This is a genomic window from Streptomyces sp. NPDC056373 (genome assembly GCF_042262425.1).
Lineage (GTDB): Bacteria > Actinomycetota > Actinomycetes > Streptomycetales > Streptomycetaceae > Streptomyces.
Genome location: NZ_JBHJPX010000015.1, coordinates 100,901 through 124,384 on the forward strand (window position 1 = coordinate 100,901; position 23,484 = coordinate 124,384).

Here is a 23,484-nt window from a genome sequence, read left to right on the forward strand (position 1 = left end):
ATCGAATGACCGACCGTCCAACGGGGAGGTGCGCGTGCACGGACCGGCTTCGTCCGGCTGGCTGCTGGTGGCGCTCTGCGCGGTGACCGGCGCCTACTGCCTGGCACGGATGCGCAGCGGCGCCGAGGGGCAGCGCAGCGCCGCGGGCGGCGAGGCACTGATGGGTTTCGGGATGGCCGCGATGGCCGTGCCGGCGGCGGTGTACACGCCACCCGCGTGGGCGTGGCCCGTCTTCGCCGCGGTGTTCGGGGCGGCGGGCGTCCACGCGCTGTGGGCGGCGCGGGCCGGCACGCACCATCTTCATCACCTGGTGGGGGCCGCCGCGATGGTGTACATGTCCGTCGTCATGGCCGGCTCTCCCGCGCACGCGCACGGTCAGGGCGGATCGGGAGTCCCGCTCCTGACCGGGGCACTGCTGCTCTACTTCGCCGGGTACGTGCTCCTGGCCGGGGTCCGTCTGGTGCCGGTCGCCGCCGTGGCCGGGGGCGCCGGCCCCACCGGCCGGGGCGACCGGCCGGAACTGGCTCGGGCCTGCCGGCTGTCCATGGCGATCGCGATGGTGGCGATGCTGCTGACGCTGTGAGCGGGACCGGACCGCGCCCAACGGATCCGTTGCCTGCGTCACTTCGGCGTCAGAAGTCGTACCCCTGAGCGGGGCGGCGCTCATAGGCTGCCCCCATGATGCTCACCGCCGCGCTGTTGCTGCTCGGCGCCCTGACCGCCGTGGTCGCCCCCCGGCTGCTCGCGCGGGCGGACTGGCCGGACCGTGAGCCGGTGGTGGCGCTGTGGGTGTGGCAGTGCGTGGTGGCGGCCGTGCTCGTGTGCTGCGCCCTGTCGATGACGCTCAGTGCGGCCGCGGCCTGGCACGCGGTCGGCGGGCAGCTCTTCGCCTCGGCCCCGCGCGCGGTCGTCGAGGCCTACGCCCTCGGCACCGCGGGCCCCTGGGCGGCGACCACGGCGCTCACGCTGGCCGGCGGCGGGCTGTGGAGCGCGGCGATGCTGCTGCGCGAGATCGGCCGCGCCCGCGCCCGGCGCCGCCGTCGCCGCGCCGATCTGCTGGTCCGGGCTCCGCTGCTGCCGGGCGAGGTGGCCGTCCGGGGCCGGCTGGTCGTCCTGGAGAGCGAGCAGCCCGACGCCTGGTGGCAGCCCGGCACTCCCCCGCAACTGGTCGTCACCACGGCCGCGTTGCACCGGCTGAAGGGCCGGCAGCTGGACGCCGTGCTCGCTCACGAGCAGGGCCACGCCCGGGCCCGGCACGACTGGCTGCTGAACTGCTCCTCGGCGCTCGCCGGCGGTTTTCCGCAGGTGCCGGTGTTCGCCGCGTTCCGCGACGAGATGCACCGCCTGGTCGAACTCGCCGCCGACGACACGGCATCGCGCCGCTTCGGCCGGCTGACCACGGCACTGGCGCTGGTCGAACTGAACGAGCACCGCGGCGTGTTCGGGCCCTGCCCGACACCGCAGGCCCATGTCCCGGCCCGGGTGAACCGGTTGCTCACTCCCCCGGACCGGCTGACGGCGGCGCGGCGCCTGCGGCTGACGGCGGCGGCCGCACTGGTACCCGTGGTGCCGGTGCTGCTGGCGTTCGTGCCGGGGTTGCGGGCACTGGGCTAGCGGGCCCTCCCGAGCACCCTGCCGAGGCCACGGCATGGCCGAAGCACCTCGCCTGGCCGGCAGAAGATCGTCCCCGTACTGGATCCGGACCCCCCGGTTCGGCGAGGATCGCAGTATGCACACCTCGTCCGTCGACTCCCCGCCCCGTCCGGAACACCGCACCACCGCCGGTCTCGCCGGCGCCCTGGCTCTGTGCTCGGCGCTGCTGCTGGTCCTCGTCGCGGCCAGATGGAGCCCGTTGATCGGCGTGGACCGGGACATCTCCGACACCACCCACCGCTGGGCGGTCGGCGAACCGGTCCTCACCCGGACGTGCCGCATCCTCACGGACTGGGTGTGGGACCCCTGGACGATGCGTCTGCTGTGCGCGGCGGTCGTCGTGTGGCTGGTGGTGCGCTGGGCGGCCCGCTGGACGGCGGTGTGGCTGGCGGTGGCCGTCGCGATGGGCACCCTGCTGCAGCAGGGCGTCAAGGCCGCGGTGGACCGTCCCCGCCCGGTCTGGCCCGACCCCGTCGACTCCGCCCACTACTCGGCGTTCCCGTCGGGCCACGCCATGACCGCCACCGTGGTCTGCGGCCTGTTGCTGTGGCTGCTGCACCGGCACGGCGTCGGCCGGGCCGTGTGGCGCACCGCCGTGGCGGTGGCCGTCGTCTCCGTGGTCGGAGTCGGCCTGACGCGTATCTGGCTCGGTGTCCACTGGCCGTCGGACGTGCTGGGCGGCTGGCTGCTGGGCGCCATGGTGGTGGCCCTCGCGGTGTGGGTCCACCGGCGCCGGCAGCCCCCGGCCGGGGATCTTCCCCCGCCGCATGAAGCGGCCTCTTAGGCTCGCCGCCCCTCCCGGCCAGGTCCCGCTGCCCGGCCCGGTACGGTGCGACTCCTTGCACGACCACCGCACGGCCCGGCCGGGTGGCCCCCGACTCCGTCAAGGTGCTGCGCACGTCACGGAAGTGGGCGCCCCCGCCACCGGAAGGTAGCCCGAGGCCACTACCGGGGCCGACTGCTCGCCCGCCTCGGACGATCCCCCGCGTCGCCCGAGGCAGACGGCATCACCGGCCGGACCTGACAGGTCGTGGCCGGACCCCTCTGAGTATAGTTGGCTGGCAGCCAGTCAACACGGGAGTTGCAGCATGTCTCCGCGTAGCGCCTCGGTGAACGAAGAGTTGCGGCGGCGTTCCCGTGAGCGGCTCCTGCAGGCGGCGGTCGAGCTGGTGAGCGAGCGCGGCTACGACGCGACGACGCTCGGCGACATCGCCGACCGGGCGGGTTCGGCCCGTGGCCTGGTGTCGTACTACTTTCCCGGCAAGCGGCAGCTGGTGCAGTCCGCGGTGCACCGGCTGATGCACCGCACGCTGGAGGAGGCACTGGAGCGCGAGCCGCACACCGAGGACGGCCGGGAACGGATGGCCCGGGCGATCGACGCGATCCTGGGCCTGGCCCGGGACCGGCCCGTGCTGATGCGCCAGCACATGGCGGGGATCCTGCAGGCCGAGGGCTTCATGCAGTGCCCGGAGCAGCGGCGGCTGGCCGAGCTGCTGCGGGACACCATGGCCCGGCACGGGTCGCCGGACGTCGAGAGCGACTACCCGATGATGCGCGCGCTGCTGATGGGCGCCGTGTACGCGGCCCTGGTGCCGGGGGTGCCGATGCCGGTGCCGGTGCTGCGGGCCGAGCTGTTCAAGCGCTACCGGCTCGACCGGAAGCTGGGTCTCCCGCCGGAGACCGCAGCCTCCGGCGGGAGGGGCGACGAGGATCTGTCGCGGTTCTTCGCTACCGGGGCCGCACCGGGGTGCGACCCCCGGGATCAGTCGAAGTAGTCCGGCTGTGTCTGCACGTTGAGCTCACGCTGGTGGACCCGGCGGGCCGGGTCGGTGCGCCGGTCGTCGATCTTCAGGACGTCGAAGCCCCGGGCGATCTCGTTCGAGTAGATGTAGCCGTTGTAGTAGTACGCGGACCACGAGCCACCCGTCTGGATCACATCGGTGGTCAGCGGGCCGCGGTCGAAGTAGGCGATCTCCCTCGGCTCGGCCGAGTCGGTGAAGTCCCAGACGGACACGCCGCCCTGGTACCAGGCCTGGACCATGATGTCCTTGCCCTTGACCGGGATGAGCGAGCCGTTGTGGGCGACGCAGTTCTCGGTGTTCGCCTGGTGGCGGGGGATCTTGAAGTAGCTGCGGAAGACCAGCTTGCGCTTGTCGCCCTTGCCGACGATGTCGTAGATGCCGTCGGCACCACGGTCCGGGCCGACCTCCGCGTTGCAGGTGGCCGCGCCACCGCCGCCCAACTCGTCGGTGAAGACGACCTTGTTGGCCTTCTGGTTGAAGGTCGCCGAGTGCCAGAACGCGAAGTTCACGTTGTCCTGTACGCGGTCGATGACCTTCGGGCGTTCCGGGTCCCTGATGGAGAACAGGATCCCGTCGCCCATGCAGGCGCCCGCGGCCAGGTCCTTCGAGGGCAGCACGGTGAGGTCGTGGCAGCCGGTGGTCTTGGACACGCCCGGGTTGGTGGGCCCGCCCGGGTTGCCGCCGCCGTCGGGACCCTCACCCGGGAACAGCACGGGGAAGCCCACGACCTTCGCCTTCTCGGGCGCCTTGCGCGGCACCTTGATGACGGAGATGCCGTCGTGCGGCGGCTGGCAGTCGGGGTAGGCGGCGTTCGGCGAGTACGAGGAGACGTACACGTAGACGTTGCGCCGCTCGGGCACCAGCGTGTGGGTGTGCGAGCCGCAGGCGGTCTCGACGGCCGCGACGTACCTCGGGTTGCGCTTGTCGCTGATGTCGAAGACCTTCATGCCCTCCCACGAGGACTTCTCGGTCGCCGGCTGGGTGGTGCTGGAGCAACTGCTGTCGCTGCGCGAGGAGTCGGTGGACAGGAACAGCAGGTCGCCGGAGACGGAGATGTCGTTCTGCGAGCCGGGGCACAGCACCTGGGCGACGGTCTTCGGCGCCTTGGGGTTGCTGATGTCGAAGATGCGGAAGCCGTCGTAGTTGCCCGCGAACGCGTACTTGCCCTGGAAGGCGAGGTCCGAGTTCGTGCCCGGCAGCACGTCCTTGGGGACGTGGGCCAGGTGCTTGATGTTGTCGGAGTGGACGATCTCGTCCTGGCCGGGTATCTCGCCGCTCTCGATGGCCTCTCGGACCTCGGCCTGGGCGCTCTTGGAGACCTTCTTCGGCGCGGGCGGCGCGTCCCCGGGGTCGGGGGTGGCCCCTGCCGGTGAGGCGGTGAGGAGCGCGGCGAGCAGGCCACCAGCAGCTGCCACAACTCCCAGGCGTCTGCGGCGTGTTCTGCGGTCGTTCAACAGGATCACTGTTTTCCTCCCTGGTTCCGTTCACTGCGGAACGGTTCACGCACCACGCAGTATCGTCTTCGCCATGCTCATACCAACAGGGGGCAACAGAATCGCAATGAAGTTTTCCGATCAATGACCCGCGGAAGCGTGCCAGTACGTCGTCCGCAACTCGAGGGGTTCTCCAACCCGTCTGCCACAGGAGGTCGTTGTGCTGTTCCGCCGTGCGTCCCGGGCGTCCGCCGTCACGACGGGGCTGGTCGCCCTGGCCGTGCTCGCGACCGGAGGCTGTGACTCCGGCCCGGACCGGAAGCCGGCCGCGGCGGACGGGCCGTCCGTGATCGCGCCGGGTGAGCCCGGCGAGGCGAACCGCACCCTGTCCGCCGAGGAGGCCGCCGACCGGCGCTCGGAGAACGACTCACCCAACTCGGCCGACGTCTCCTACGTCCGCATGATGATCGAGCACCACGCCCAGGCGCTGGTGATGACCGAACTCGCCCCTGGACGCGCCGAGTCGAAGGACGTGAAGCGGATCGCCGAGCGCATCGCCGCCGGCCAGAAGCCCGAGATCGAGGCGATGAAAGGCTGGTTGAAGTCGTACGGCAAGCCGCTGAAGGCCGAGCGGCACGAGCACACCGCCATGCCGGGCATGGCGACGCAGGCCCAGCTGAAGAAGCTCCGCGCCGCCGACGGGCAGGCGTTCGACCATCTCTTCCTGACCCTGATGACGACCCATCACCAGGGCGCGATCACCATGGCCACGGACGTCAAGGGACAGGGCAACAACATCCGCGTCGAGGAGATGGCCGACGAGGTGATCGCACAGCAGACGAGCGAGATCACGCGGATGCGGAACATGCTGTGAGCTTGTTCCGCAAGCTGGGCCGAACAGAGGTCGTTTGGCCCGCCCGCAGGCCAGTGGCACGGTGAGCCGGGTGATCGGACGCCTGTACACCGTTGTCATCGACTGCCCCGACCCGGAGCAGCTCGCCGGCTTCTACGAGAAGTTGCTGTCACTCTCACGGCAGGAGGCCTCCGGTGACTTCATCGTGCTCCAGAACGCCGAGGGCATCCCGTTTGTCGCGTTTCAGCGAGTGGACGACTTCCGCGCACCTCGGTGGACGGAGCCCGCGCGACCTCAGCAGATGCACATCGACGTGATGGTCGCGGACCTCGACGCAGCCGAGGAGCAGGTGCTCGCCCTCGGGGCGACACTGCTTGACGGTTCGGACAAGCCGATCGGTTACCGGGTGTACGAGGACCCCGTCGGCCACCCCTTCTGCCTGATCACTCCCGAAGGAGCCTGACCAGGTCTCCGCACGAGCAACAGGCTTCTGGCCACCGGACACCAGGATCACCGTCGCAGGGACCGCCGCCACGGAGGTGACGGAGGCCAGGGCGTTCGGCCAGGGCGGCACCGGCCCGAAACCGCACAGGGCCACCGAGGCCGCCACGCAGGGGCACAGTCGTATCGCCGGCCCATGCGCCCGAGTCCGTTCAGCGTCGGGCGCGGCGTGGTGGGAGCAGGCCTGCGTCGCGGGCCTGGCCGATCAGCCGGAGGGACGCTCGACGGCTGTGCCCGGTCGCGCCCATCACGGCGAGGATCGGGTCGGCGCCGTCCCGCTGGGCCGCGCGGTACTCCTGTGCCACCAGCCGGCGCCCCTCCGGCCCGCGGGGCCAGGACGGTCTGGCGCGGCGCCCCTGGCCCCCGCATCCGTCGGCCCCGGCTTCGGGCCCGCATGCCTCCGCCACCGACTCCTCGATCAGGTCGGCGAGCACGGCCAGGTCGTCGAGGGACAGCGCGGGCTGGGCGCGCATCTCCTCGACGCAGACGCATCCGTCGCCGACGACGGCCAGCGCATCGATCCGGGCACCGTCCGCGAAGACCAGCCGGAACTCGAACCACCTCGTCGTGCCCTCGTTCTCCCGTACTTCCCACGCGGGGCGCACGGACACCGCACCGTCCACCGGAGAGCGATCAGAAAGATTCAGAATGGATGCTTTCAGCACACGCCGAACGTAACCGCATGATCACATTCCCTACAGATCGGACACGCGCCGCGGGTGGAGCACAGCACCCTGTCAGCGGAGCCCTGCCGGTGCGATGCTGGAGGCGTCAGCGCTCTCCTGAGATCCGCCGGTTCCCCCGGGTGAGGAGTTCCGCCGTGCTGCGAGTCGCCGTCGTAGGCTCCGGGCCGAGTGGGTGCTACACCGCCCAGAGCCTCGTCCAGCTGGATTCCGACGTGCACGTCGACGTCCTGGACCGGCTGCCGTGCCCGTACGGCCTCGTCCGTTACGGCGTGGCACCCGACCACGAGAAGATCAAGTCGCTGCAGACCAACCTGCGCGCGGTCCTCGAGCACGACCGGGTCCGGTTCCTCGGCGGCATACAGGTCGGCCCCGGCGGCGTGACCGTCGCACGGCTGCGGGAGCTCTACCACGCGGTGGTGTACTGCATGGGCGCCGCGACCGACCGACATCTGGGCATCCCCGGGGAGGACCTGCCGGGCAGCTGGTCGGCGACGCAGTTCGTGTCCTGGTACAGCGCCCACCCGGACGCCGTGGACGCCGGTTTTCTGCGGAACGCCCGGTCGGCCGTGGTCGTAGGCGTGGGCAACGTCGCCGTGGACGTCACGCGGATGCTGGCCCGGGGCCTGGCCGAACTCACCCCGACCGACATGCCCCAGGCGGCCCTGACCACCCTCGCGGACAGCCGGGTGACCGAGATCCACATGGTGGGCCGACGTGGTCCGTCCCAGGTCCGGTTCACCACCAAGGAGCTGCGCGAACTGGGCACGCTGCCGGAGACCGACGTCCTGGTGGATCCGGCGGAACTGGCCCTGGACCCGGGATACACGGACCCGTCCGCACTGCCCGCGCCCCAGCGCCGCAACGTGGAGGTGCTGCGCGGCTGGGCGCAGACACCCCCCACCGGCGCGCCACGCCGCATCCACCTCCGGTTCTTCCTCCGCCCGGCCGAACTCCTCGCCGAGCAGGGCCACGTGTGCGCCGCCCGCTTCGAACGCACCGCTCCGGACGGCCACGGCGGCCTGACGGGTACGGGCCGGTACGAGGTCATCGAGGGACAGCTCGTCCTGCGCTCGGTGGGCTACCGCGGAGTCCCCTTGGAGGGGCTTCCGTTCGACCCGGTCACCGCAACCGTGCCGAACCTGGCCGGCCGCGTCCTGCGCGAGGGCGTCGTCACCCCCGGCGAGTACGTGGCGGGCTGGATCAAGCGCGGCCCCACCGGCGTCATCGGCACGAACCGCCCCTGCGCGAAGGAGACTGCGACGTCCCTCCTGGAGGACGCCCCCTCGCTCGCCTCGAAGACGGTGGCCGACGACCCCCTGCCCGCCCTGCGCGGGGAAGGCGCCGATCCGGTGGGATGGACCGGATGGCAGTCGATCGAGCGGGCGGAGGCGGCACTGGGCGCATCCCTGGGCCGGGGCATGGTGAAACTCCCCGACTGGCCGTCGCTCCTGGAAGCCGCTCGGGCCGGGGCTCTTTAGAGGCGCGCGTCAGTCTCCCGGAGAGCTGGCCTGCCGGGCAGCCGCATCGAGCAGCGCGGCCATGAGTCCCGGGAACAACTCGTCGAGCTCGTCCCGCCGCAGGCCGTTCATCTTGGCCGTCCCCCGGTACACCTGCCGGATCACCCCGCTCTCCCGCAACACACGGAAGTGGTGCGTGGTGGTCGACTTGGTGACGGGCAGCTCGAAGTCCGAACAGGACAACTCCCCCGGCACGCCCGCGAGTTCCCGCACGATGCGCAGCCGCATCGGATCCGAGAGCGCATGCAGCACGCCCTCCAGCCTGATCTCGTCACTCGCGGGATGCGGCAGGTCACGACTGCTGACTGCGGGCGACGACACGGCGGCTCCACTCCCTCGGGGAGTCCATAGTACGAGAACCTTCGTAGTTTGACATCCACCGTACTACGATGCCTATCGTACGAGTCGACCTCGGCCCCGTGACGAATGGAGTCCGCCGTGACCGCGCTCTTCGAGCCCTTCACCCTGCGCGAGCTGACCATCCCGAACCGCGTGTGGATGCCCCCGATGTGCCAGTACTCGGCGGCGCCGGAGGGTCCCGAGGCAGGAGCACCCACCGACTGGCACTTCGCGCACTACGCCGCCCGCGCCACCGGCGGCACGGGACTGATCATCGTCGAGGCGACCGCGGTGTCCCCGCAGGGGCGCATCTCCCCCTACGACCTGGGCATCTGGAACGACACGCAGATCGAGGCGTTCCGCCGCGTCACCGGCTTCCTCGCCGCACAGGGCACGGTGCCGGCGATCCAGCTCGCCCACGCCGGCCGCAAGGCATCGACGGACCGCCCCTGGAAGGGCGGCGCGCCGGTCGGACCGGACGCCCACGGCTGGGACGCGGTCGCCCCGAGCCCGCTCGCCTTCGACGACGGGCATCCGGTTCCGGCCGAGCTGACCGTCGATCAGATCAGATCCGTCGTCGGGCAGTTCGCCGCCGCTGCCCGCCGTGCGCTCGCCGCCGGCTTCGAGGTCGCCGAGATCCACGGCGCCCACGGCTACCTGATCAACGAGTTCCTCTCCCCGCACTCCAACCACCGCACCGACGCCTACGGCGGTTCGTACGAGAACCGCACCCGCTTCGCCCTCGAAGTCGTCGACGCCGTGAGGGAGGTCTGGCCGGACGACAAGCCGCTGTTCTTCCGCATCTCGGCGACCGAATGGCTGGAGGACGGCGGCTGGAGCTCGGACGACACGGTCCGCTTCGCCGCCGATCTGCGGGCCCACGGCATCGACCTGCTCGACGTCTCGACCGGCGGCAACGCCACCGGCGTCCACATCCCCACCGGGCCCGGCTACCAGGTGCCCTTCGCCTCCCGGGTGAAGAACGAGACCGCCCTGCCGGTCGCCGCGGTCGGGCTCATCACCGATGCCGAGCAGGCCGGGAAGATCCTGGCCAACGGCGAGGCGGACGCCGTCCTGCTGGGCCGGGAGCTGCTGCGCAACCCCTCGTGGGCACGGCACGCGGCGCGCGAACTCGGCGGCGAGGTACGGGTGCCGGACCAGTACCACCGGTCGGTCTGATCTGGCACCCGCTCAGGCACGTCAACCGGCCGTGCACGCCGTCCCGTTGAGCGTGAACGCGGCCGGAGCGGCACTGTTGCCCGTGTGAGAGGCCTGGTAGCCGAAGCTCACGCCGGCGCCCGGCGCGATGGTGCCGTTGTACGACACGTTGGTGGCGGTGACCGAGCCGGACGACGGCGCGATCGTGGCGCCCCAGCCGCCCGTGACCGTCTGCCCGGCGGGCAGCGTGAAGCCGAGCTTCCAGCCGTCGACGGTCGTCGTGCCGGTGTTGGTGAGGGTCACGGACGCGGTCAGCCCCGTGTTCCAGGCGTTCACCGAGGCCGTCGCACGGCAGGCTCCGGGCTGGGGTTGAGGAGCCGGGCCGGAGACGTCCAGACCGAAGAAGGTGAGCACGCGGGACGCCATGCCCTGGGCGTACAGGTTGTGGCCGACACCCTGGAGACTGATGGCCTCCACGGGAGCCCGGTCACCCGTGCCGCCGTAACGGGTGCGGGTCCAGCCCGGCTGGGGAGTGTCGGTACCGGCGGGCGTCTGGCTCACACCCTGCACGTTCGTCCACTGCTCGATCTGCTCCCCGAAGTTGGGATAGCGCAGGACGTCGTCCTCGGTGCCGTGCCAGATCTGCATGCGGGGCCGGGGGCCGGTGTAGCCGGGATACGCGCCCCGGGCAAGATCGCCCCACTCCTTGGCGGTGCGGTTGACCGTGCCGCCCGAGCAGGCGCTGTTCCACTCGGAGCCGTCGGTGGTGGCGAAGCAGCCGAACGGGACGCCCGAGAAGGCGGCGCCCGCCGCGAACACGTCCGGGTAGTCCCCGAGCAGGACGTTCGTCATCATCGCGCCGGAGGAGATGCCGGTGGCGAACACCCGGCTCGTGTCGGCGTCGTAGGTGCGGGTGACCCAGTCGATCATCGACTTGACGCCGACGGGGTCGCTGCCGCCGCCGCGACGCAGGGCCTGGGGCGAGGAGACGTCGAAGCACTTGCTGCTGCGGGTGACGGACGGGTACAGCACGATGAATCCGTACCGGTCGGCGAGCGTGTCGTACTCGGTGCCGTTGTACATGTCCGGGCCCGAGCCGGTGCACCAGTGCACGGCCACCACGACCGCCGGCTTCGGGGTCACGCTCTCCGGTACGTACAGGTACATCCGCAGATTGCTGGGGTTGGTACCGAAGTTCGTGACCTCGGTGAGGGCCGCTGCGGGTACGGCCCCCTTGCGGGCGGGTCCTGGGGCGGAACCGCCGGCGGACCCGTCGGCGGCGGCCGCGGGAGCGGTGAGCGCGGTTGCCGCGACCAGCGGCAACAACGCGGCGACCAGCGCGAGGAGCATCGACCGCAGGGGTCCCCTCGACCTCGGGTGGGGGGTGGCAGGCACGTCCGGGTTCCTTCCGTCGTGGGAGGCGTCCGTTCGGGCATGGTGGCATGGACATGGCCGCCATGGAAGCGCTCCCACACGACTGTCGCCGTGACCAGCGGCGACCGAATCAGTTCCGCTCGAGGCGTTGACCAGAAAGCGCTTGCCCTCTACGTTCCGTTCAGCAGTGTGACCCGCTGGCGCGAACGGGGCACGTGCAGGACGCATGACGATCATGTTTACGAACACCATTCACATATGCGCCCTTCATGGCTTCTGAAGACCTCGACGGAACCCACGATCACCGGAAGGCCCTGACCCCCCATCCACTCCCACGAACAGAAGGACTCGGGACATGACTTCTGCGACACGTTCACGCGCCCGTAGGCGCGCGATGACCGGCACCCTGGCCGCACTCGGCCTCTCGGTTGGCATGATCATGACTGTCAACGCGCCCGCCGCGAGCGCCGCCACCTGGCCGACTCCCAACGGCAGCCAGGGGACCTCGTCCACGATCTCCGTGTCCGGCACCAAGGACTACGGGATGAAGCGGTTCTACGGCACCGGCGCCCTGGCCGGTGACGGCCAGGAGGAGGGTCAGGACCCGATCTTCAAACTGGCCAACGGCGCGGTGCTGAAGAACGTCATACTCGGCGCCCCCGCGGCCGACGGCATCCACTGCGAGGGCAGTTGCACCCTGCAGAACGTCTGGTGGGAGGACGTCGGCGAGGACGCCGCCACCTTCCGCGGCGGCAACGGCGCCACCTACCAGGTGATCGGCGGCGGTGCGAAGAAGGCGGCGGACAAGGTCTTCCAGCACAACGGCGGCGGCACCCTGACCGTCTCCAACTTCGCGGTACAGGAGTTCAAGACGCTGTACCGCTCATGCGGCGACTGCTCCACGCAGTACACCCGCAAGGTCAACCTCAACACCATCGACGTGACCGGCACCGGCTCCACCGCTCGGCTCGTCGGCATCAACGTCAACCGCAACGACGTGGCGACCCTGCGGAACATCACGATCCGCAACGACGCCGGCCGCAAGGTCGTCCCCTGCCAGAAGTACAACAACAACACCGCCGTCGGATCCGGACCCGACAGCAAGAACTGCCTCTACTCCGCCTCGGACATCGCCTACAGGTAGTCCCGGGCGGGCAGTCCCCCCACGGTGAGGGCGGCCGTGTGCAGCGCACGACGAGTGCTGCACACGGCCGTCCGCGTCATGTGCCGCGCACCCGCGCGCGTACCTCCCCGATCAGCTCGCGCTGGTAGGCGGTGTAGACGGCGCGTAGTTCGGCGCCGGGCCAGTCGGCGGGCAGGAGCCCGGGCGGCAGCACGGGGCCGGCGAGCAGGTGCCGTACGACGGCGGGGAAAGCCGTCAGGCGGTCGGCCGGGCGGGGCGAGCCGCGATGTGGGCGAGCAGGGCCCGGGCGGTGGCGGACCAGGCGTCCAGCGGCCACAGGCTGTCGGCCAGGTCGTCCGAGGGGCGGTCGGGGCGCGCCGTGTAGCGCTGGACGACCTGGCCCAGCTCACCGGGGAGAGGACGGGTCAGGTTGGCGGGCCGGAGCCAGACGCCTTCGCGGGGTTCGGCGAGCCGGAGGGCGGTCAGTCGCGTGCGCAGGTCGGCCCGTTCCGCCGGGCCGCGTCCGGTCGCGGTGTTCACGACGTCAACGCGCTCGACGTGCTGCGGGCGCTGAGCCGTGAACCGGGCACCGCCGAGGCCTTGTTCGGCGAGCTCGCCCTCGCCCGGGGAGCGGACGCCCGCCTGGACTCGGCCGTGACGCGTCTCAAGGCCGGTCTGTCCGAGGCGTCGCCGGTCACGGCCCGCCGTCTCGTGGAGCAGATGGCGCTGGCCCTCCAGGCCCCCCTCCTCGTCCGGCACGCCCCGGCGGCGGTCGCCGACGCGTTCTGCGCGACGCGGCTCGGGGCGACTGGGGGCACGCGTTCGGGACCCTGCCGCGGACGGCGGACCTGGACACGATCGTGGAGCGGGCGCTGCCCGGCGGCGAGGGCTGAGGCGCCGGGGGCGGGACCGGCCGGCCGAGAGGGCGACCGGCCGGTGCGGGACAAACCGGCCAGGGCAGGGCCGAACTCGAACTCAAGCCATCATGCGCACAGTTCGCGCACAGTCATCTCCCGATTCCGCTTCGTTGTCAGTGCAGTGGTGCAGACTCCCCGTCGTTGGCACTTCGTCTCGGGGAGGACAGCGTGTTCAGGGGGATGGACGAGGCCGACCGGGCCTCGCTGCGCCACGGGTACGGCAGCGCGGCGGACGTGCCCGGACTACTGCGGGGGCTGGCCTCCTCCGACCCGGCCGAGCGGCAGACCGCCCTCGACGGGATGTACGGCGCCGTGCACCACAGGGACGACGACGTCCACGACTCGGCGCTCGCGTGTGTTCCGTTCCTCCTCGAGCTCGCCGACCGCGACGACGTGCGGGACCGGGCAGGCGTGGTGGAGCTCCTCGTCAGCATCGGGGACATCGCCGCTGCCCGCGACGACAGCACGGCAGAGGTGCGGAACACCCTGCGCGCGGGTGCCGGCGTCTTCGTGCGTCTCGCTGGGGACCCGGACCCCGCGGTGCGGCGGGTGGTCCCGGGCGCACTGGTGCGCTACGCGGACCGACCGGGGCGGGTGCTCGCCCTGTTGCGGGAACGGATCACCGTGGAGCGGGACGACGGTGTCCTGCTCGCCCTCGCGGAGAGCCTCGGCCTGTTCGTCCAGCGCCACCTCCCGGCCGGGAAGACCGCCGCGTCCGAGAAGTCCCGCACAGCCGGGGAGACTCACACGGCCATCGAGGCTCACACGGCCGGCGAGGCGGACGCAGCCGGGGCGGTGCGCCTGCTGACCGAGCTGAGCGGGCCGCCTTACGGCCCCGGTCTCCGGCTCGCCGCCCTCGGCCAGCTCGCGGGGTGCGCCCCGGAACTGCTCCCCGCCGCTCTCGTACCGACCGTCGTCGGGCTGCTCAGAGAGAGATCGGAGGTGCGGGCCCGGGCGGGGGCCCCGGACGACTGTCCCGGTCCGGACACGCTCGCCTCCCGGCTGCGGCGGCTGCGCCCCTCGGACGAGGAGGGCTCCCGGCTGCTGCGGACCCTGCACTCGTCGCTCGGCAGCCGGGTCGCCGACCGTGTCGCCCTGCTGTGCGGGCAGTTGACCAGCCCGGATCCCCTGGACCGGTGCAACGGGGTGTGGATGTCGGCCGGGCTCTTCCGCGAGTGGCGCACCGGCCACGCGGAGCCGGTCCTCCTCATCAGCAACCAACTGGGCGCGGAGGAGAGCCGGTTGCACGACGCGGCGGTCGCGGTCCTGGTGGAGCTCTCCGAGCTGGCCGCGCCCGCCGCGGACCGTCTCCACGCGTTGGTGACGTACCGTCCCGAGCTGCGGGTACGGCATGGGGAGCGGGGTGCTCCGACCCTGGGCGGCGCGCTCAAGGCACTGGCCGGGACGGGCGACGCGCGGGCCGCCGCGGTGCTGGCCGAGGTGCTGGCGGGTCCGGTCGTACCGCTCGATCTGGGGCTGGCCGTACCCCGTCTGGGCCGCACGGCCGTGCCGCTCGTCCCGGCGCTGCGGCGGTCGCTCGCCCGCGTGCCGCTCGACACGTCCGACATCTGCGAGCGGGCCGTTCCCCTGCTGTCGGCCCTCGCCGCGCTGGGTGACGAGGCTTCCCTGCCCGCTGTGCTGCGTCTGCTGCGGGGCATGCCGGACGGGCTGCGGCGGCGTGACACCGTCACGGAGGCGGCGGTTCGTGCCCTCGGCGCGTTCGGCGGCGCCGCGCGCGAGGCGGTACCGGATCTGCACCGGCTGCTGGAGAGCGACTGCGCGGTCGCGGCGGCGGACGCGCTGTGGTCGATCACTGGCGACGCGCATGCCGTGCTGCCCGTGCTGCTCCGCGCGTTGACGGACACGTCGCCGGACACGGACAGCGGCCACCGACGCCGTGCGGCGGCCGTACTGGGGCGGCTGGGCCCGGCCGCTCGCCCGGCCCTGCCCGGGCTGCGCGAGCTGGCCGACCGGGGTGACGCGCAGGCACGGGCCACCGCCGCCTGCGCGGTGTGGCGGGCGACGGGCGAACCGGAACGGTTCCTCCCCGTCCTGCGCTCGGCGTGGAGGGATCACCCACGCACCCGCGCGACGATCGCCGAGTGCGTCCGGGCACTGGGACCTTCGGGAGCGCCCCTGCACGACCTGCTCCGAGCGGAACTCGCCTCTCCCCTGCGGCATCGCACCGGCGCCGGGGGCGACGGCATACGCGAGGACCTGACGTTGCTCCGGACATGCGGTCAGGCACTGGCCGGAGCGGGGCACCGGTAAGGCCTACGCCTCCGGGCAGCGGGACGACGCCACCGGCAGGCCGGCGCCTGCGGAGGGGCCGGACAGGCCGACTCCCGGCAGGACCGGCCCGTCTGCCGCCGGAGCGGGGTGCCGCACGGGCTCATCATGTCCACGGCCTCACCCCGTCGTGCGCCCCCACATCGGGCCGAAGCGGGCCCATTCCGCGTCCCACTGGTCGATGCGGCGACGCTCCAGGCGACCGCGAAGGGCACGGCCGGCGAGCAGGGGGACGGCCGCGGCGCACAGACCTGTCGCGCCACCGATCAGGGAGGCCCGTACCCGCGCCTGGGACTCGGTGACGGGCCGGGTGACCTGACGGCCCTCGGGATCCGTCCACACGGTGACCGGCGCCCCCATGGCACTGCCCGCCGGGACCCGCAGCTGACCGGAGTGCTCGGACCCGTCCGCGGCGGTCCACCGTGCCGTCGCCCACACCGTCTCGGTGCGGGACGCACGGCCGCTCTCGGGGGCCGCCCCGGGCGCGCGCTCGGCGAGCCGTGCCACGAGGGGGCGCCACTCGGCGCGTTCCCGGGCCAGTCCGTCCTCGACGGAGCGGCTCACCGTCGTGCCGGCCAGCAGCCCGACCAGCGCGGTGAGCATCCACACGCCCAGGACGACCCAGGCCTCCACCCGGTCACCACGGCGCTTGAGCGCATTGCGCCGCCAGCGCCACAGCCACACCTTCGGACCACGTAACGCCATCGAAGGCCTCCTCCTCACGAGCCCACGACCATCCCGCCGTTCTCCCCATACGGACGGCGGCGCCTGGATGCTCACTGCACCTACCCGGCGTGACGATCTCCACGGTTCCCCGCGCCCGCGAGCGCCCGGCCGGGGCGGCCCGCGAGCCCCCGGGCCCGCCTCGCCGACACCCCCGCTGACCTGGGGCGCAGCCCGCTCCGGAGGTGACTGTCAGTGGCCGGGTGCAGACTGGCCGGTGTTCGGGACGAGGGCGTCAACGACGACGCCGCGGAGGTGATCGGCATGACCGAGGTACTGCTCGCCGTGGGCACGCGCAAAGGCCTGTTCATCGGGCGCCGGCGAGGCGGTGAGGCCTGGGAGTTCGACGAGAGCCCCTACTTCAACGCGCAGGCCGTGTACTCGGTCGCCATCGACACCCGGACCGGGACTCCGCGGCTGCTGGTCGGCGGTGACAGCGCACACTGGGGCCCGTCCGTGTTCCACTCCGACGACCTCGGCCGGACCTGGACCGAACCGGCCCGCCCGGCGGTCAAGTTCCCCAAGGACACGGGGGCGTCACTGGAACGGGTCTGGCAGCTGCACCCGGCCGCCGCCGAGCCGGACGTGGTGTACGCGGGCACCGAGCCGGCCGCGCTGTACCGCTCGGAGGACCGCGGGGAGACGTTCGAGCTGGTCAGGCCCCTGTGGGAGCACCCCACGCGTTCGAAATGGGTGCCGGGCGGCGGCGGCGAGGGCCTGCACACCGTGCTCACCGACCGGCGCGACCCGAAGGCGGTGACGGTCGCCGTCTCGACCGCCGGTGTGTTCCGCACCCTGGACGGCGGCGCGAGCTGGGCACCTTCCAACTCGGGTGTCTCCGCGGTGTTCCTGCCCGACCCGAATCCGGAGTTCGGCCAGTGCGTGCACAAGGTCGCCCGGGACGCGGCCACTCCGGACCGGCTGTACCTCCAGAACCACTGGGGCGTGTACCGCAGCGACGACGCCGGCGCGCACTGGACGGACATCGGCGAGGGGCTGCCGTCCACGTTCGGCTTCGCCACGGCGGCGCATCCGCACCGGGGTGGCACGGCGTACGTGTTCCCGATCAACGCCGACGCGGACCGGGTCCCGGCCGGTCACCGGTGCCGGGTCTACCGGACGGCGGACGCGGGCAAGAGCTGGGAGCCCCTCTCGACGGGCCTGCCCCGGGAAGACCATTACGGCACGGTGCTGCGCGACGCGATGTGCACGGACGACGCCGACCCCGCTGGCGTCTACTTCGGCAACCGCAACGGCGAGGTGTTCGCGTCGGCCGACGACGGCGACAGCTGGCAGCAGCTCGCCTCGCACCTGCCGGACGTGCTGTGCGTGCGGGCCGCGCTCGTCGGCTGAGGCAGGGACGAGGACGGGGGGACGAGGCAGGGCAACGGGCGGGGGACGAGTGCGCGCAGGCGTTGGCCACCGGTTGATCGCCGCTGTCCGTACGGCAGTAGGGTGACGCCCGTGGCACCACGACCCTTGCATGAAATCGTCGAAGCGGGCTGGGCTAACGCCCTGGAACCGGTGGCCGAACGCGTCGCCGCGATGGGGGACTTCCTCCGCGCGGAGATCGCCGCGGGACGCACCTACCTCCCGGCCGGGCCGAACGTCCTGCGGGCCTTCCAGCAGCCCTTCGACGACGTACGCGTCCTGATCGTCGGTCAGGACCCGTACCCCACTCCGGGGCACGCGGTGGGGCTGTCGTTCTCGGTGGCGCCGGACGTGCGGCCGCTGCCCGGCAGCCTCATCAACATCTACCGCGAGCTGAACGCCGACCTGGGGCTCCCGCAGCCGTCCAACGGCGACCTCACGCCGTGGACACGGCAGGGCGTGCTGTTGCTCAACCGGGCGCTGACCACCACCCCGCGCAAGCCCGCCGCACACCGGGGCAAGGGCTGGGAGGAGGTCACGGAGCAGGCCATCCGGGCCCTGGCGGGGCGCGGCAAGCCGCTGGTGTCCATCCTGTGGGGCCGTGACGCCCGCAATCTGCGCCCGCTCCTCGGCGACCTCCCCTCCGTCGAGTCCGCCCACCCCTCCCCCATGTCGGCCGACCGGGGCTTCTTCGGTTCGCGCCCGTTCAGCCGGGCCAACGACCTGCTGATCCGTCAGGGCGGCCAACCGGTGGACTGGCGCCTGCCATGACAGGCGCGCCGGAAGGTTCCGGGTTTCTCGCCGTGGACTCCGGCGGTTCCGGGCTTCGGGCCGTGATCGGGACCGCCGAGCGTGGACCGCTGGCCCGCCGGGCGGCCGGTGAGCCGGTGCGCACGGGCGAGCGGGGCATCGATCCCGAGCACTTCATGGCCCGACTCGTGCCGTTGGTGGCCGCGCTGACCGCGGAGGCGGGAGCGGTGCCGCTGACCACCGTCGCCGTCGGCGCCGCCGGGATGGCCTCCCTGGGGGACGGGCTGCGGGCCGAACTGCCCGGGGCTCTGGCCCGGGAGTGGGGGGTGCGCCGGGTCGCGCTGGCCGCCGATGCCGTGACCGCGTACATGGGTGCGCTCGGGGCGCGCCCCGGTGCCGTGATCGCCGGCGGTACGGGGCTGATCACGATGGGAACCGACCTGACCGGCTGGCGGCGCGCGGACGGCTGGGGGCATCTTCTCGGCGACTGCGGGGGCGGCGCCTGGATCGGCCGGGCCGGCCTCGAGGCCGCGCTGCGCGCCCACGACGGACGCGAGGAGGGTTCGGCCCGCCTGCTGGCGTGCGCCGAAGAGCAGTTCGGGCCCGTCGCGGGGCTGCCCGGCGCGCTGTATCCCCGTCCCGACCGGCCCGCCGTGCTCGCCTCCTTCGCACCCCGTGTGGCCGCCTGCGCGGACGAGGATCCCGTTGCCGCGGGCATCCTGCGTAGCGCCGCCCGGCACATGGCGGACTCCGCGGCGGCCGTGTGCCCCACGGGCGGTGAGCCGCGCGTCGCCGTCACCGGCGGCCTGTTCGAGCTGGGCGACCCGCTGCTCGGGCCCCTGGACGAGGAACTGACCCGGCGGCTGCCGCGGGCGCGGCGGGTAGCGGCCGAGGGCGATCCGCTGCACGGCTCGGTGCGCATCGCGGCCGCACTGAGCACCGGTTCCCTCTCGCTGCCGGGTGACGAGAGGCTGCTGTCCGTGACCATCCGTTCGGGTGATTGATCCGATCGCGTCCGATCCGTACCTAACTCAATAGACAAAACGGGACGGATACCGCTCACCTGCACCCTCCCCGAACAGAGGAACCCAGGAAGCCAGTAACATGCGGCGCCATGAGTTCCCCCACTGGGCCCGCGGATGGCCTGCCCGTACGAATGCCGCGCCCCCGCCAGCCCGGACGCCACCGCCGTCCCGAGCCGCTGGTTGCTCCCGAGGGCGCGCCCGCGCTCGTCCTCGCCGTGCCGGGGACGCCCAGTAACACCACGCGCAGCCTCGCCGAAGAGGTCGTGAGCATCGCCCGCTCCGAGCTGCCCGGCCTCGACGCCCGCATCGGATACCTCGACGGGGACAATGCCGAGTTCCCCTCTCTGCAGGCCGTGCTCGTGCACGCGGCCGAGGAGCGCACGGCCCGTTTCGAGCAGGCCCGTGCCGCCGGCATGGACGTCAAGATGCCCGACGGCCCCGTCGCCGTCGTCGTGCCGCTGCTCGCGGGCCCGGACGGTTCGCTGCTGCGCCAGGTCCGCCAGGCCCTCATGGAAAGCCGTGTCGCCGCCGAGCTGACCGATGTCCTCGGCCCGCACCCGCTGCTCGCCGAGGCGCTGCACGTGCGGCTGTCCGAGGCCGGTCTGGCCCGTGCCGACCGTGCCCGGCTGTTCACCGTCGCGACCGCCGCGGACGGCATCATCCTCGCTTCGGTGGGCGGTGACGAGGCGGTGCAGGCGGCGGGCATCACCGGCATGCTGCTCGCCGCGCGTCTCGCCGTTCCGGTGATGGCCGCGGCGCTGGACCAGGAGGGCTCCATCGCCTCCGTCGCCGACCAGCTGCGCTCCTCGGGCTCGCAGCAGCTGGCGCTCGCGCCGTACCTGATCGGCCCGGAGATCGAGCAGGTCCTGCTCGAGGAGGCCGCGAAGGAGGCCGGGTGCTCCGCCGCCGAGCCGCTCGGCCCGTACCCGGCGATCGGCAAGCTCGCCCTGGCCAAGTACACGACGGCGCTCGGCATCGCCCCGCAGCAGCCGCAGAGCACGCCCGCGCGCTGACACCCGGCGCCGCGCAGAACACCGAGAAGGCCCGCTCCGGTTCGGAGCGGGCCTTCCTCGTCGAGGACGCGGCGGGGCGCGGGCGGCTCGGTGCTCCCGCTCAGCCGAGGGTCACGTACGAGGCCGCCGCCACCCTGATCGAGCCGCCTCGCCGCGGGACACCCGTGAGCGGGTCGACCGCGAACCAGGTCACGTCGCCGGAGCGCTCGTTGGCGACGTACAGGAAGCCGTCGTCGGCGGTGAGGGCACGCGGCCAGTGGCCGCCGCAGGGCACCGTGGTGACGAGTCGCAGCCCTTCGCCCTCGACGGCGAGCACGGACAGGACGTCCTCGCCGCGGGTGGCGGTCCAGACGAAGCGGCCGTCGCGTGAGGCGGCGATGCCCGACGGGTAGGCGTCGTGCTTCGGTGCACCGGGCAGGACCGGGGTCTCGGACAGCGGCGTGAGGGCGCCTTCCGAAGCGTCCCAGCGGCATACGGTGACGGAAGGGCTCAGTTCGTTGACGACGTAGGCGTGGCCACCGTCCGGGTGGAAGGCCAGGTGGCGCGGCCCCGAGCCGGGGCGCAGGGCGGTCTCCCGGTGCAGGACGAGGGCGCCGTCGGTCAGCGTGCACACCCGCACCGAGTCCGTGCCGAGGTCCACGCTGACGGCCCAGCGGCCGCTCGGGTCGGGCTGCACCTGGTGGGCGTGCGGACTCTGCTGGCGGGGCGTGTGCGGACCGGCGCCGGTGTGCCGGAGCACGCGGGACGCGGACCGCGCGAGCGTGCCGTCGGGGCGGAGCGGGACCGCGGTGACGCTGCCGGAGCCGTAGTTGGCGGTCAGGACGTGCCCGGCGTACAGGCTGAGGTGGGTAGGGCCGCTGCCGTCGACCGGCACGGGCCGCCCGGCCGGCTCGGGCTTGTCCCCGTCCACCCGGTACGCGGCCACCGCGCCCGCGGCGGTCTCGCTGACCGCGTACAGCATCTCCCCGTCCGGTGAGAGCGTCAGGCAGGAGGGGTCCGGGACGGCGTTCACGCTGCTCAGCACGGTCAGCGCGCCGGTGTCGGCGTCGACCTCCGCCGTCACGATGCCGGGGCCGCCGGCCGCCGTGAACGACCCGATGAACGCCCGCCGCCTGCCGTCCGCCACCGCTGTCCCCTCTCGTCCGCGCGGCCGGGTGGACCGCGCAGCCGATCATGCGCGGTCTAGACCAAACGGTCAAGGGTGCGTCGCCCGGTCGGCCCCGGGCCCGGCGGATCGCGTATCGGCGCCGTGCCGGCGCAGGGCGGCCCATGTCCTCACGGCGCGCATCGCCACCGTGCCTCCCATGGGCCGTTTGCACCTCATGGCCCAGTCGGCCCGTGCCGCCCAGGGTGCCGCCCACGCCTCACAGCCCTGTCACGCGCCCACCAGCGGTGAGCCCGACGGGGTGCGCAGGGGGCGGGCCAGATCGGCCAGGGCGCGCTCCAGCCCGTGCAGATGGGCCAGGGCGGGTTCCGCGTGGGGCAGGCCGTCCGCGTGGACCGCGATGTCCCTGCCCTCGGTGAGGGCCTCCACGGCGGCCTCCACCCGCCGGCAGGCCGTGGCGAGACGGGCGTCGTGGGAGGCCTCCGGGTCCGCGGCGACGGCGACCAGACCACGGATCTCGCGGGCGCAGTCGTCGAGGAGGGCCAGCACGTGCCGGGCCCGCCGCTTGCGGCCGAGCATCGGGTTCAGCGGGTGCACGAGCGGGGCGACCGAGAGCCGGACCCGGGCGAGGAGCTGCTCCAGTTCGGCCACCAGCGGACCCGGGTCGGCGTCCGCCGCACCCGCCAGGCGCCGGGCGGTCTCGACGGCGCAGGCGTGCACGCTGCGCAGGGCCCGCCGGATCCAGGCGTCGGTGATGCTGTGGGTGGTCACGGGCAGGACGAGGACCACGGCCAGGGCGGCGCCGAGCGCCCCTACGCCGGTCTCGGCGAGCCGCAGGGCGAGCAGACCGGGGCCGAGCACGCCGAGGAGGCCGTAGAGCAGCCCCGCGAGGAGGGTGACCCAGAGCATCATCCAGGTGTAGGACACGGCGGCGGTGTAGAAGATGCCGAACACGCAGACGGCGGCCAGCGCGGCCGTGACGGCCGGGTCGCCGTGCACGGGCACGGCCACGAGCAGGCCGAGGGCGATGCCGATGACGGTGCCGAGCAGCCGCCGGAAACCACGGACCAGGGTCTCGCCGCGCGAGGTGGTGTTGACGAAGATCCACCAGGTGGCGCCGACGGCCCAGTACCAGCGCTGTCCGGACACCAGCTGGCCCACGACGAGGGCGAAACCGGCCCCGGCGGTCGCCTGGACGGCCTGGCGGGTGGTCACCCGGGCCAGACCGGTGCCGCCCGGCGGCACGGGCACGACGGGCGGGGGCAGGCGGCGCTCGTAGCACCACAGGCCGAAGCGCACCGCGGCGGCGGCGAGGACCGACAGCAGCACCGCGGCGTACAGCTGGGGCAGCCGGTCGGTGGTGGCGTGCAGGAACTGCGCCACGAAGAAGGTCATGAACGCGAACACGCCGAGGCTGTGACCGCGCGGGCCCCAGCGTCGCGCGTACACGCCCGCGCCGACGACGGCGAGAAAGGTGAGGTCCCTGGCCACCGGGTGGTCGTGCAGCTCGGCCGCGGCGGTGAGCACGGGCAGGCCGACGGCGGGCAGCAGCGCGGTCGTGACGGCCTGAGCGCGCACCGTGGCGTCGGTGACGGTGAACAGGGCGAGCAGGGCGGCGAGGCCGCCGGTGACGGCTCCCGCGAGGGAGTGCCCCGCGAGGCCGCACAGGGCGACCGCGAGCGTGATGCCGAGCACGGCACGCGCGGCGAACCGCAGCCGTGTCCGCCCCGGATCCGGAGCCATGAACACCCTCTTCAGCACCGCTTACCGCCCCTCTCGAACACCGGCCATGAGCACGCATGAAAAAGGCGCCGCGGGGTCCGCAGCGCCATCGACTCCCCCATATCAGCAT

Annotated in this window: 21 protein-coding genes and 2 pseudogenes; 15 read left to right on the forward strand and 8 right to left on the reverse strand. The window is 72.8% G+C overall.

Annotated elements, in window-relative coordinates; translation table 11 throughout:
* Positions 1-34 precede the first annotated feature (34 nt).
* The 4 genes from ACFCXS_RS29430 to ACFCXS_RS29445 all read left to right on the forward strand — a co-directional run bounded on the left by ACFCXS_RS29430 (position 35) and on the right by ACFCXS_RS29445 (position 3,428).
* Entirely contained in the window at positions 35-583 is a 549-nt protein-coding gene (locus ACFCXS_RS29430; RefSeq protein ID WP_376646372.1) for a DUF5134 domain-containing protein, read from the forward strand.
* Positions 584-678: 95 nt separating this feature from the next.
* Entirely contained in the window at positions 679-1,614 is a 936-nt protein-coding gene (locus ACFCXS_RS29435; RefSeq protein ID WP_376646373.1) for a M56 family metallopeptidase, read from the forward strand.
* Positions 1,615-1,729: 115 nt separating this feature from the next.
* A complete protein-coding gene (locus tag ACFCXS_RS29440) occupies positions 1,730-2,437 on the forward strand; it encodes a phosphatase PAP2 family protein (RefSeq protein WP_376646374.1) in 708 nt (235 codons plus the stop codon).
* 304 nt (positions 2,438-2,741) lie between these two features.
* On the forward strand, positions 2,742-3,428 hold the full coding sequence (locus ACFCXS_RS29445; RefSeq protein WP_376646375.1) for a TetR/AcrR family transcriptional regulator: 687 nt from the start codon (positions 2,742-2,744) through the stop codon (positions 3,426-3,428).
* On the opposite strand, the gene ACFCXS_RS29450 is transcribed toward ACFCXS_RS29445, so the two are convergent.
* On the reverse strand, positions 3,416-4,918 hold the full coding sequence (locus ACFCXS_RS29450) for an LVIVD repeat-containing protein (RefSeq protein WP_376646376.1): 1,503 nt from the start codon (positions 4,916-4,918) through the stop codon (positions 3,416-3,418). The genes ACFCXS_RS29445 and ACFCXS_RS29450 overlap by 13 nt on opposite strands.
* Before the next feature lie 190 nt (positions 4,919-5,108).
* Here ACFCXS_RS29450 and ACFCXS_RS29455 point away from each other — a divergent pair, with 190 nt between their 5' ends.
* The gene (locus tag ACFCXS_RS29455) at positions 5,109-5,762 is read left to right on the forward strand and encodes a DUF305 domain-containing protein (RefSeq protein ID WP_376646377.1); all 654 of its coding nucleotides are present in this window, start codon (positions 5,109-5,111) and stop codon (positions 5,760-5,762) included.
* Positions 5,763-5,832: 70 nt separating this feature from the next.
* Complete coding sequence (locus ACFCXS_RS29460) at positions 5,833-6,204, forward strand: VOC family protein (protein WP_376646378.1); 372 nt, start codon at positions 5,833-5,835, stop codon at positions 6,202-6,204.
* Between the two features lie 190 nt (positions 6,205-6,394).
* On the opposite strand, the gene ACFCXS_RS29465 is transcribed toward ACFCXS_RS29460, so the two are convergent.
* The gene (locus ACFCXS_RS29465) at positions 6,395-6,853 is read right to left on the reverse strand and encodes a DUF6214 family protein (RefSeq protein WP_376646379.1); all 459 of its coding nucleotides are present in this window, start codon (positions 6,851-6,853) and stop codon (positions 6,395-6,397) included.
* A 209-nt stretch (positions 6,854-7,062) separates the two neighbouring features.
* Here ACFCXS_RS29465 and ACFCXS_RS29470 point away from each other — a divergent pair, with 209 nt between their 5' ends.
* Complete coding sequence (locus tag ACFCXS_RS29470) at positions 7,063-8,406, forward strand: FAD-dependent oxidoreductase (protein ID WP_376646380.1); 1,344 nt, start codon at positions 7,063-7,065, stop codon at positions 8,404-8,406.
* Positions 8,407-8,415: 9 nt separating this feature from the next.
* On the opposite strand, the gene ACFCXS_RS29475 is transcribed toward ACFCXS_RS29470, so the two are convergent.
* Entirely contained in the window at positions 8,416-8,766 is a 351-nt protein-coding gene (locus ACFCXS_RS29475; protein ID WP_376646381.1) for an ArsR/SmtB family transcription factor, read from the reverse strand.
* A gap of 117 nt (positions 8,767-8,883) precedes the next feature.
* On the opposite strand from ACFCXS_RS29475, the gene ACFCXS_RS29480 reads away from it, so the two are divergent.
* Entirely contained in the window at positions 8,884-9,963 is a 1,080-nt protein-coding gene (locus tag ACFCXS_RS29480; protein ID WP_376646382.1) for an NADH:flavin oxidoreductase/NADH oxidase, read from the forward strand.
* A 21-nt stretch (positions 9,964-9,984) separates the two neighbouring features.
* Here ACFCXS_RS29480 and ACFCXS_RS29485 read toward each other — a convergent pair whose 3' ends face one another.
* A complete protein-coding gene (locus ACFCXS_RS29485) occupies positions 9,985-11,292 on the reverse strand; it encodes a PHB depolymerase family esterase (RefSeq protein WP_376646492.1) in 1,308 nt (435 codons plus the stop codon).
* Between the two features lie 379 nt (positions 11,293-11,671).
* On the opposite strand from ACFCXS_RS29485, the gene ACFCXS_RS29490 reads away from it, so the two are divergent.
* Positions 11,672-12,460: a pectate lyase gene (locus ACFCXS_RS29490; RefSeq protein ID WP_376646383.1), complete on the forward strand. Its 789-nt coding sequence runs from the start codon at positions 11,672-11,674 to the stop codon at positions 12,458-12,460.
* Between the two features lie 76 nt (positions 12,461-12,536).
* Here ACFCXS_RS29490 and ACFCXS_RS29495 read toward each other — a convergent pair.
* Positions 12,537-12,982, reverse strand: a pseudogene (locus ACFCXS_RS29495) (PaaX family transcriptional regulator C-terminal domain-containing protein); the annotation flags it as partial.
* Here ACFCXS_RS29495 and ACFCXS_RS29500 point away from each other — a divergent pair.
* Both ACFCXS_RS29500 and ACFCXS_RS29505 read left to right on the forward strand, forming a co-directional pair.
* Positions 12,980-13,332, forward strand: a pseudogene (locus tag ACFCXS_RS29500) (DNA alkylation response protein); the annotation flags it as partial. The pseudogenes ACFCXS_RS29495 and ACFCXS_RS29500 overlap by 3 nt on opposite strands.
* 192 nt (positions 13,333-13,524) lie before the next feature.
* On the forward strand, positions 13,525-15,627 hold the full coding sequence (locus tag ACFCXS_RS29505; RefSeq protein WP_376646384.1) for a HEAT repeat domain-containing protein: 2,103 nt from the start codon (positions 13,525-13,527) through the stop codon (positions 15,625-15,627).
* A 138-nt stretch (positions 15,628-15,765) separates the two neighbouring features.
* Here the strand turns inward: ACFCXS_RS29505 and ACFCXS_RS29510 are convergent, their stop codons facing one another.
* Positions 15,766-16,350: a hypothetical protein gene (locus ACFCXS_RS29510; protein WP_376646385.1), complete on the reverse strand. Its 585-nt coding sequence runs from the start codon at positions 16,348-16,350 to the stop codon at positions 15,766-15,768.
* A 213-nt stretch (positions 16,351-16,563) separates the two neighbouring features.
* On the opposite strand from ACFCXS_RS29510, the gene ACFCXS_RS29515 reads away from it, so the two are divergent.
* From ACFCXS_RS29515 to ACFCXS_RS29530, 4 genes are all read left to right on the forward strand, one after another.
* Positions 16,564-17,721, forward strand: coding sequence for a WD40/YVTN/BNR-like repeat-containing protein (locus tag ACFCXS_RS29515; protein WP_376646386.1), 1,158 nt, complete (start codon positions 16,564-16,566; stop codon positions 17,719-17,721).
* A gap of 111 nt (positions 17,722-17,832) precedes the next feature.
* A complete protein-coding gene (locus tag ACFCXS_RS29520) occupies positions 17,833-18,510 on the forward strand; it encodes a uracil-DNA glycosylase (RefSeq protein WP_376646387.1) in 678 nt (225 codons plus the stop codon).
* Positions 18,507-19,493 carry an N-acetylglucosamine kinase gene (locus tag ACFCXS_RS29525; RefSeq protein WP_376646388.1) on the forward strand — a complete coding sequence of 329 codons (987 nt, stop codon included), beginning with the start codon at positions 18,507-18,509 and terminating at the stop codon, positions 19,491-19,493. Before ACFCXS_RS29520 ends, ACFCXS_RS29525 begins: the two co-directional genes overlap by 4 nt.
* A gap of 110 nt (positions 19,494-19,603) precedes the next feature.
* A complete protein-coding gene (locus ACFCXS_RS29530; RefSeq protein WP_376646389.1) occupies positions 19,604-20,527 on the forward strand; it encodes a sirohydrochlorin chelatase in 924 nt (307 codons plus the stop codon).
* Positions 20,528-20,627: 100 nt separating this feature from the next.
* On the opposite strand, the gene ACFCXS_RS29535 is transcribed toward ACFCXS_RS29530, so the two are convergent.
* Both ACFCXS_RS29535 and ACFCXS_RS29540 read right to left on the reverse strand, forming a co-directional pair.
* Positions 20,628-21,653: a lactonase family protein gene (locus ACFCXS_RS29535; protein WP_376646390.1), complete on the reverse strand. Its 1,026-nt coding sequence runs from the start codon at positions 21,651-21,653 to the stop codon at positions 20,628-20,630.
* Between the two features lie 249 nt (positions 21,654-21,902).
* Positions 21,903-23,393, reverse strand: a complete 1,491-nt coding sequence (locus tag ACFCXS_RS29540) for an FUSC family protein (RefSeq protein WP_376646391.1) — start codon at positions 23,391-23,393, stop codon at positions 21,903-21,905.
* Positions 23,394-23,484: the final 91 nt, after the last annotated feature.

Bases quoted from the DNA above. Each gene is read 5' to 3' on its own strand.
- ACFCXS_RS29510 (WP_376646385.1), bottom strand. From the start codon at position 16,350: ATGGCGTTACGTGGTCCGAAGGTGTGGCTGTGGCGCTGGCGGCGCAAT.
- ACFCXS_RS29440 (WP_376646374.1), top strand. From the start codon at position 1,730: ATGCACACCTCGTCCGTCGACTCCCCGCCCCGTCCGGAACACCGCACC.
- ACFCXS_RS29490 (WP_376646383.1), top strand. From the start codon at position 11,672: ATGACTTCTGCGACACGTTCACGCGCCCGTAGGCGCGCGATGACCGGC.
- ACFCXS_RS29530 (WP_376646389.1), top strand. From the start codon at position 19,604: ATGAGTTCCCCCACTGGGCCCGCGGATGGCCTGCCCGTACGAATGCCG.
- ACFCXS_RS29445 (WP_376646375.1), top strand. From the start codon at position 2,742: ATGTCTCCGCGTAGCGCCTCGGTGAACGAAGAGTTGCGGCGGCGTTCC.
- ACFCXS_RS29525 (WP_376646388.1), top strand. From the start codon at position 18,507: ATGACAGGCGCGCCGGAAGGTTCCGGGTTTCTCGCCGTGGACTCCGGC.
- ACFCXS_RS29485 (WP_376646492.1), bottom strand. From the start codon at position 11,292: ATGCTCCTCGCGCTGGTCGCCGCGTTGTTGCCGCTGGTCGCGGCAACC.
- ACFCXS_RS29435 (WP_376646373.1), top strand. From the start codon at position 679: ATGATGCTCACCGCCGCGCTGTTGCTGCTCGGCGCCCTGACCGCCGTG.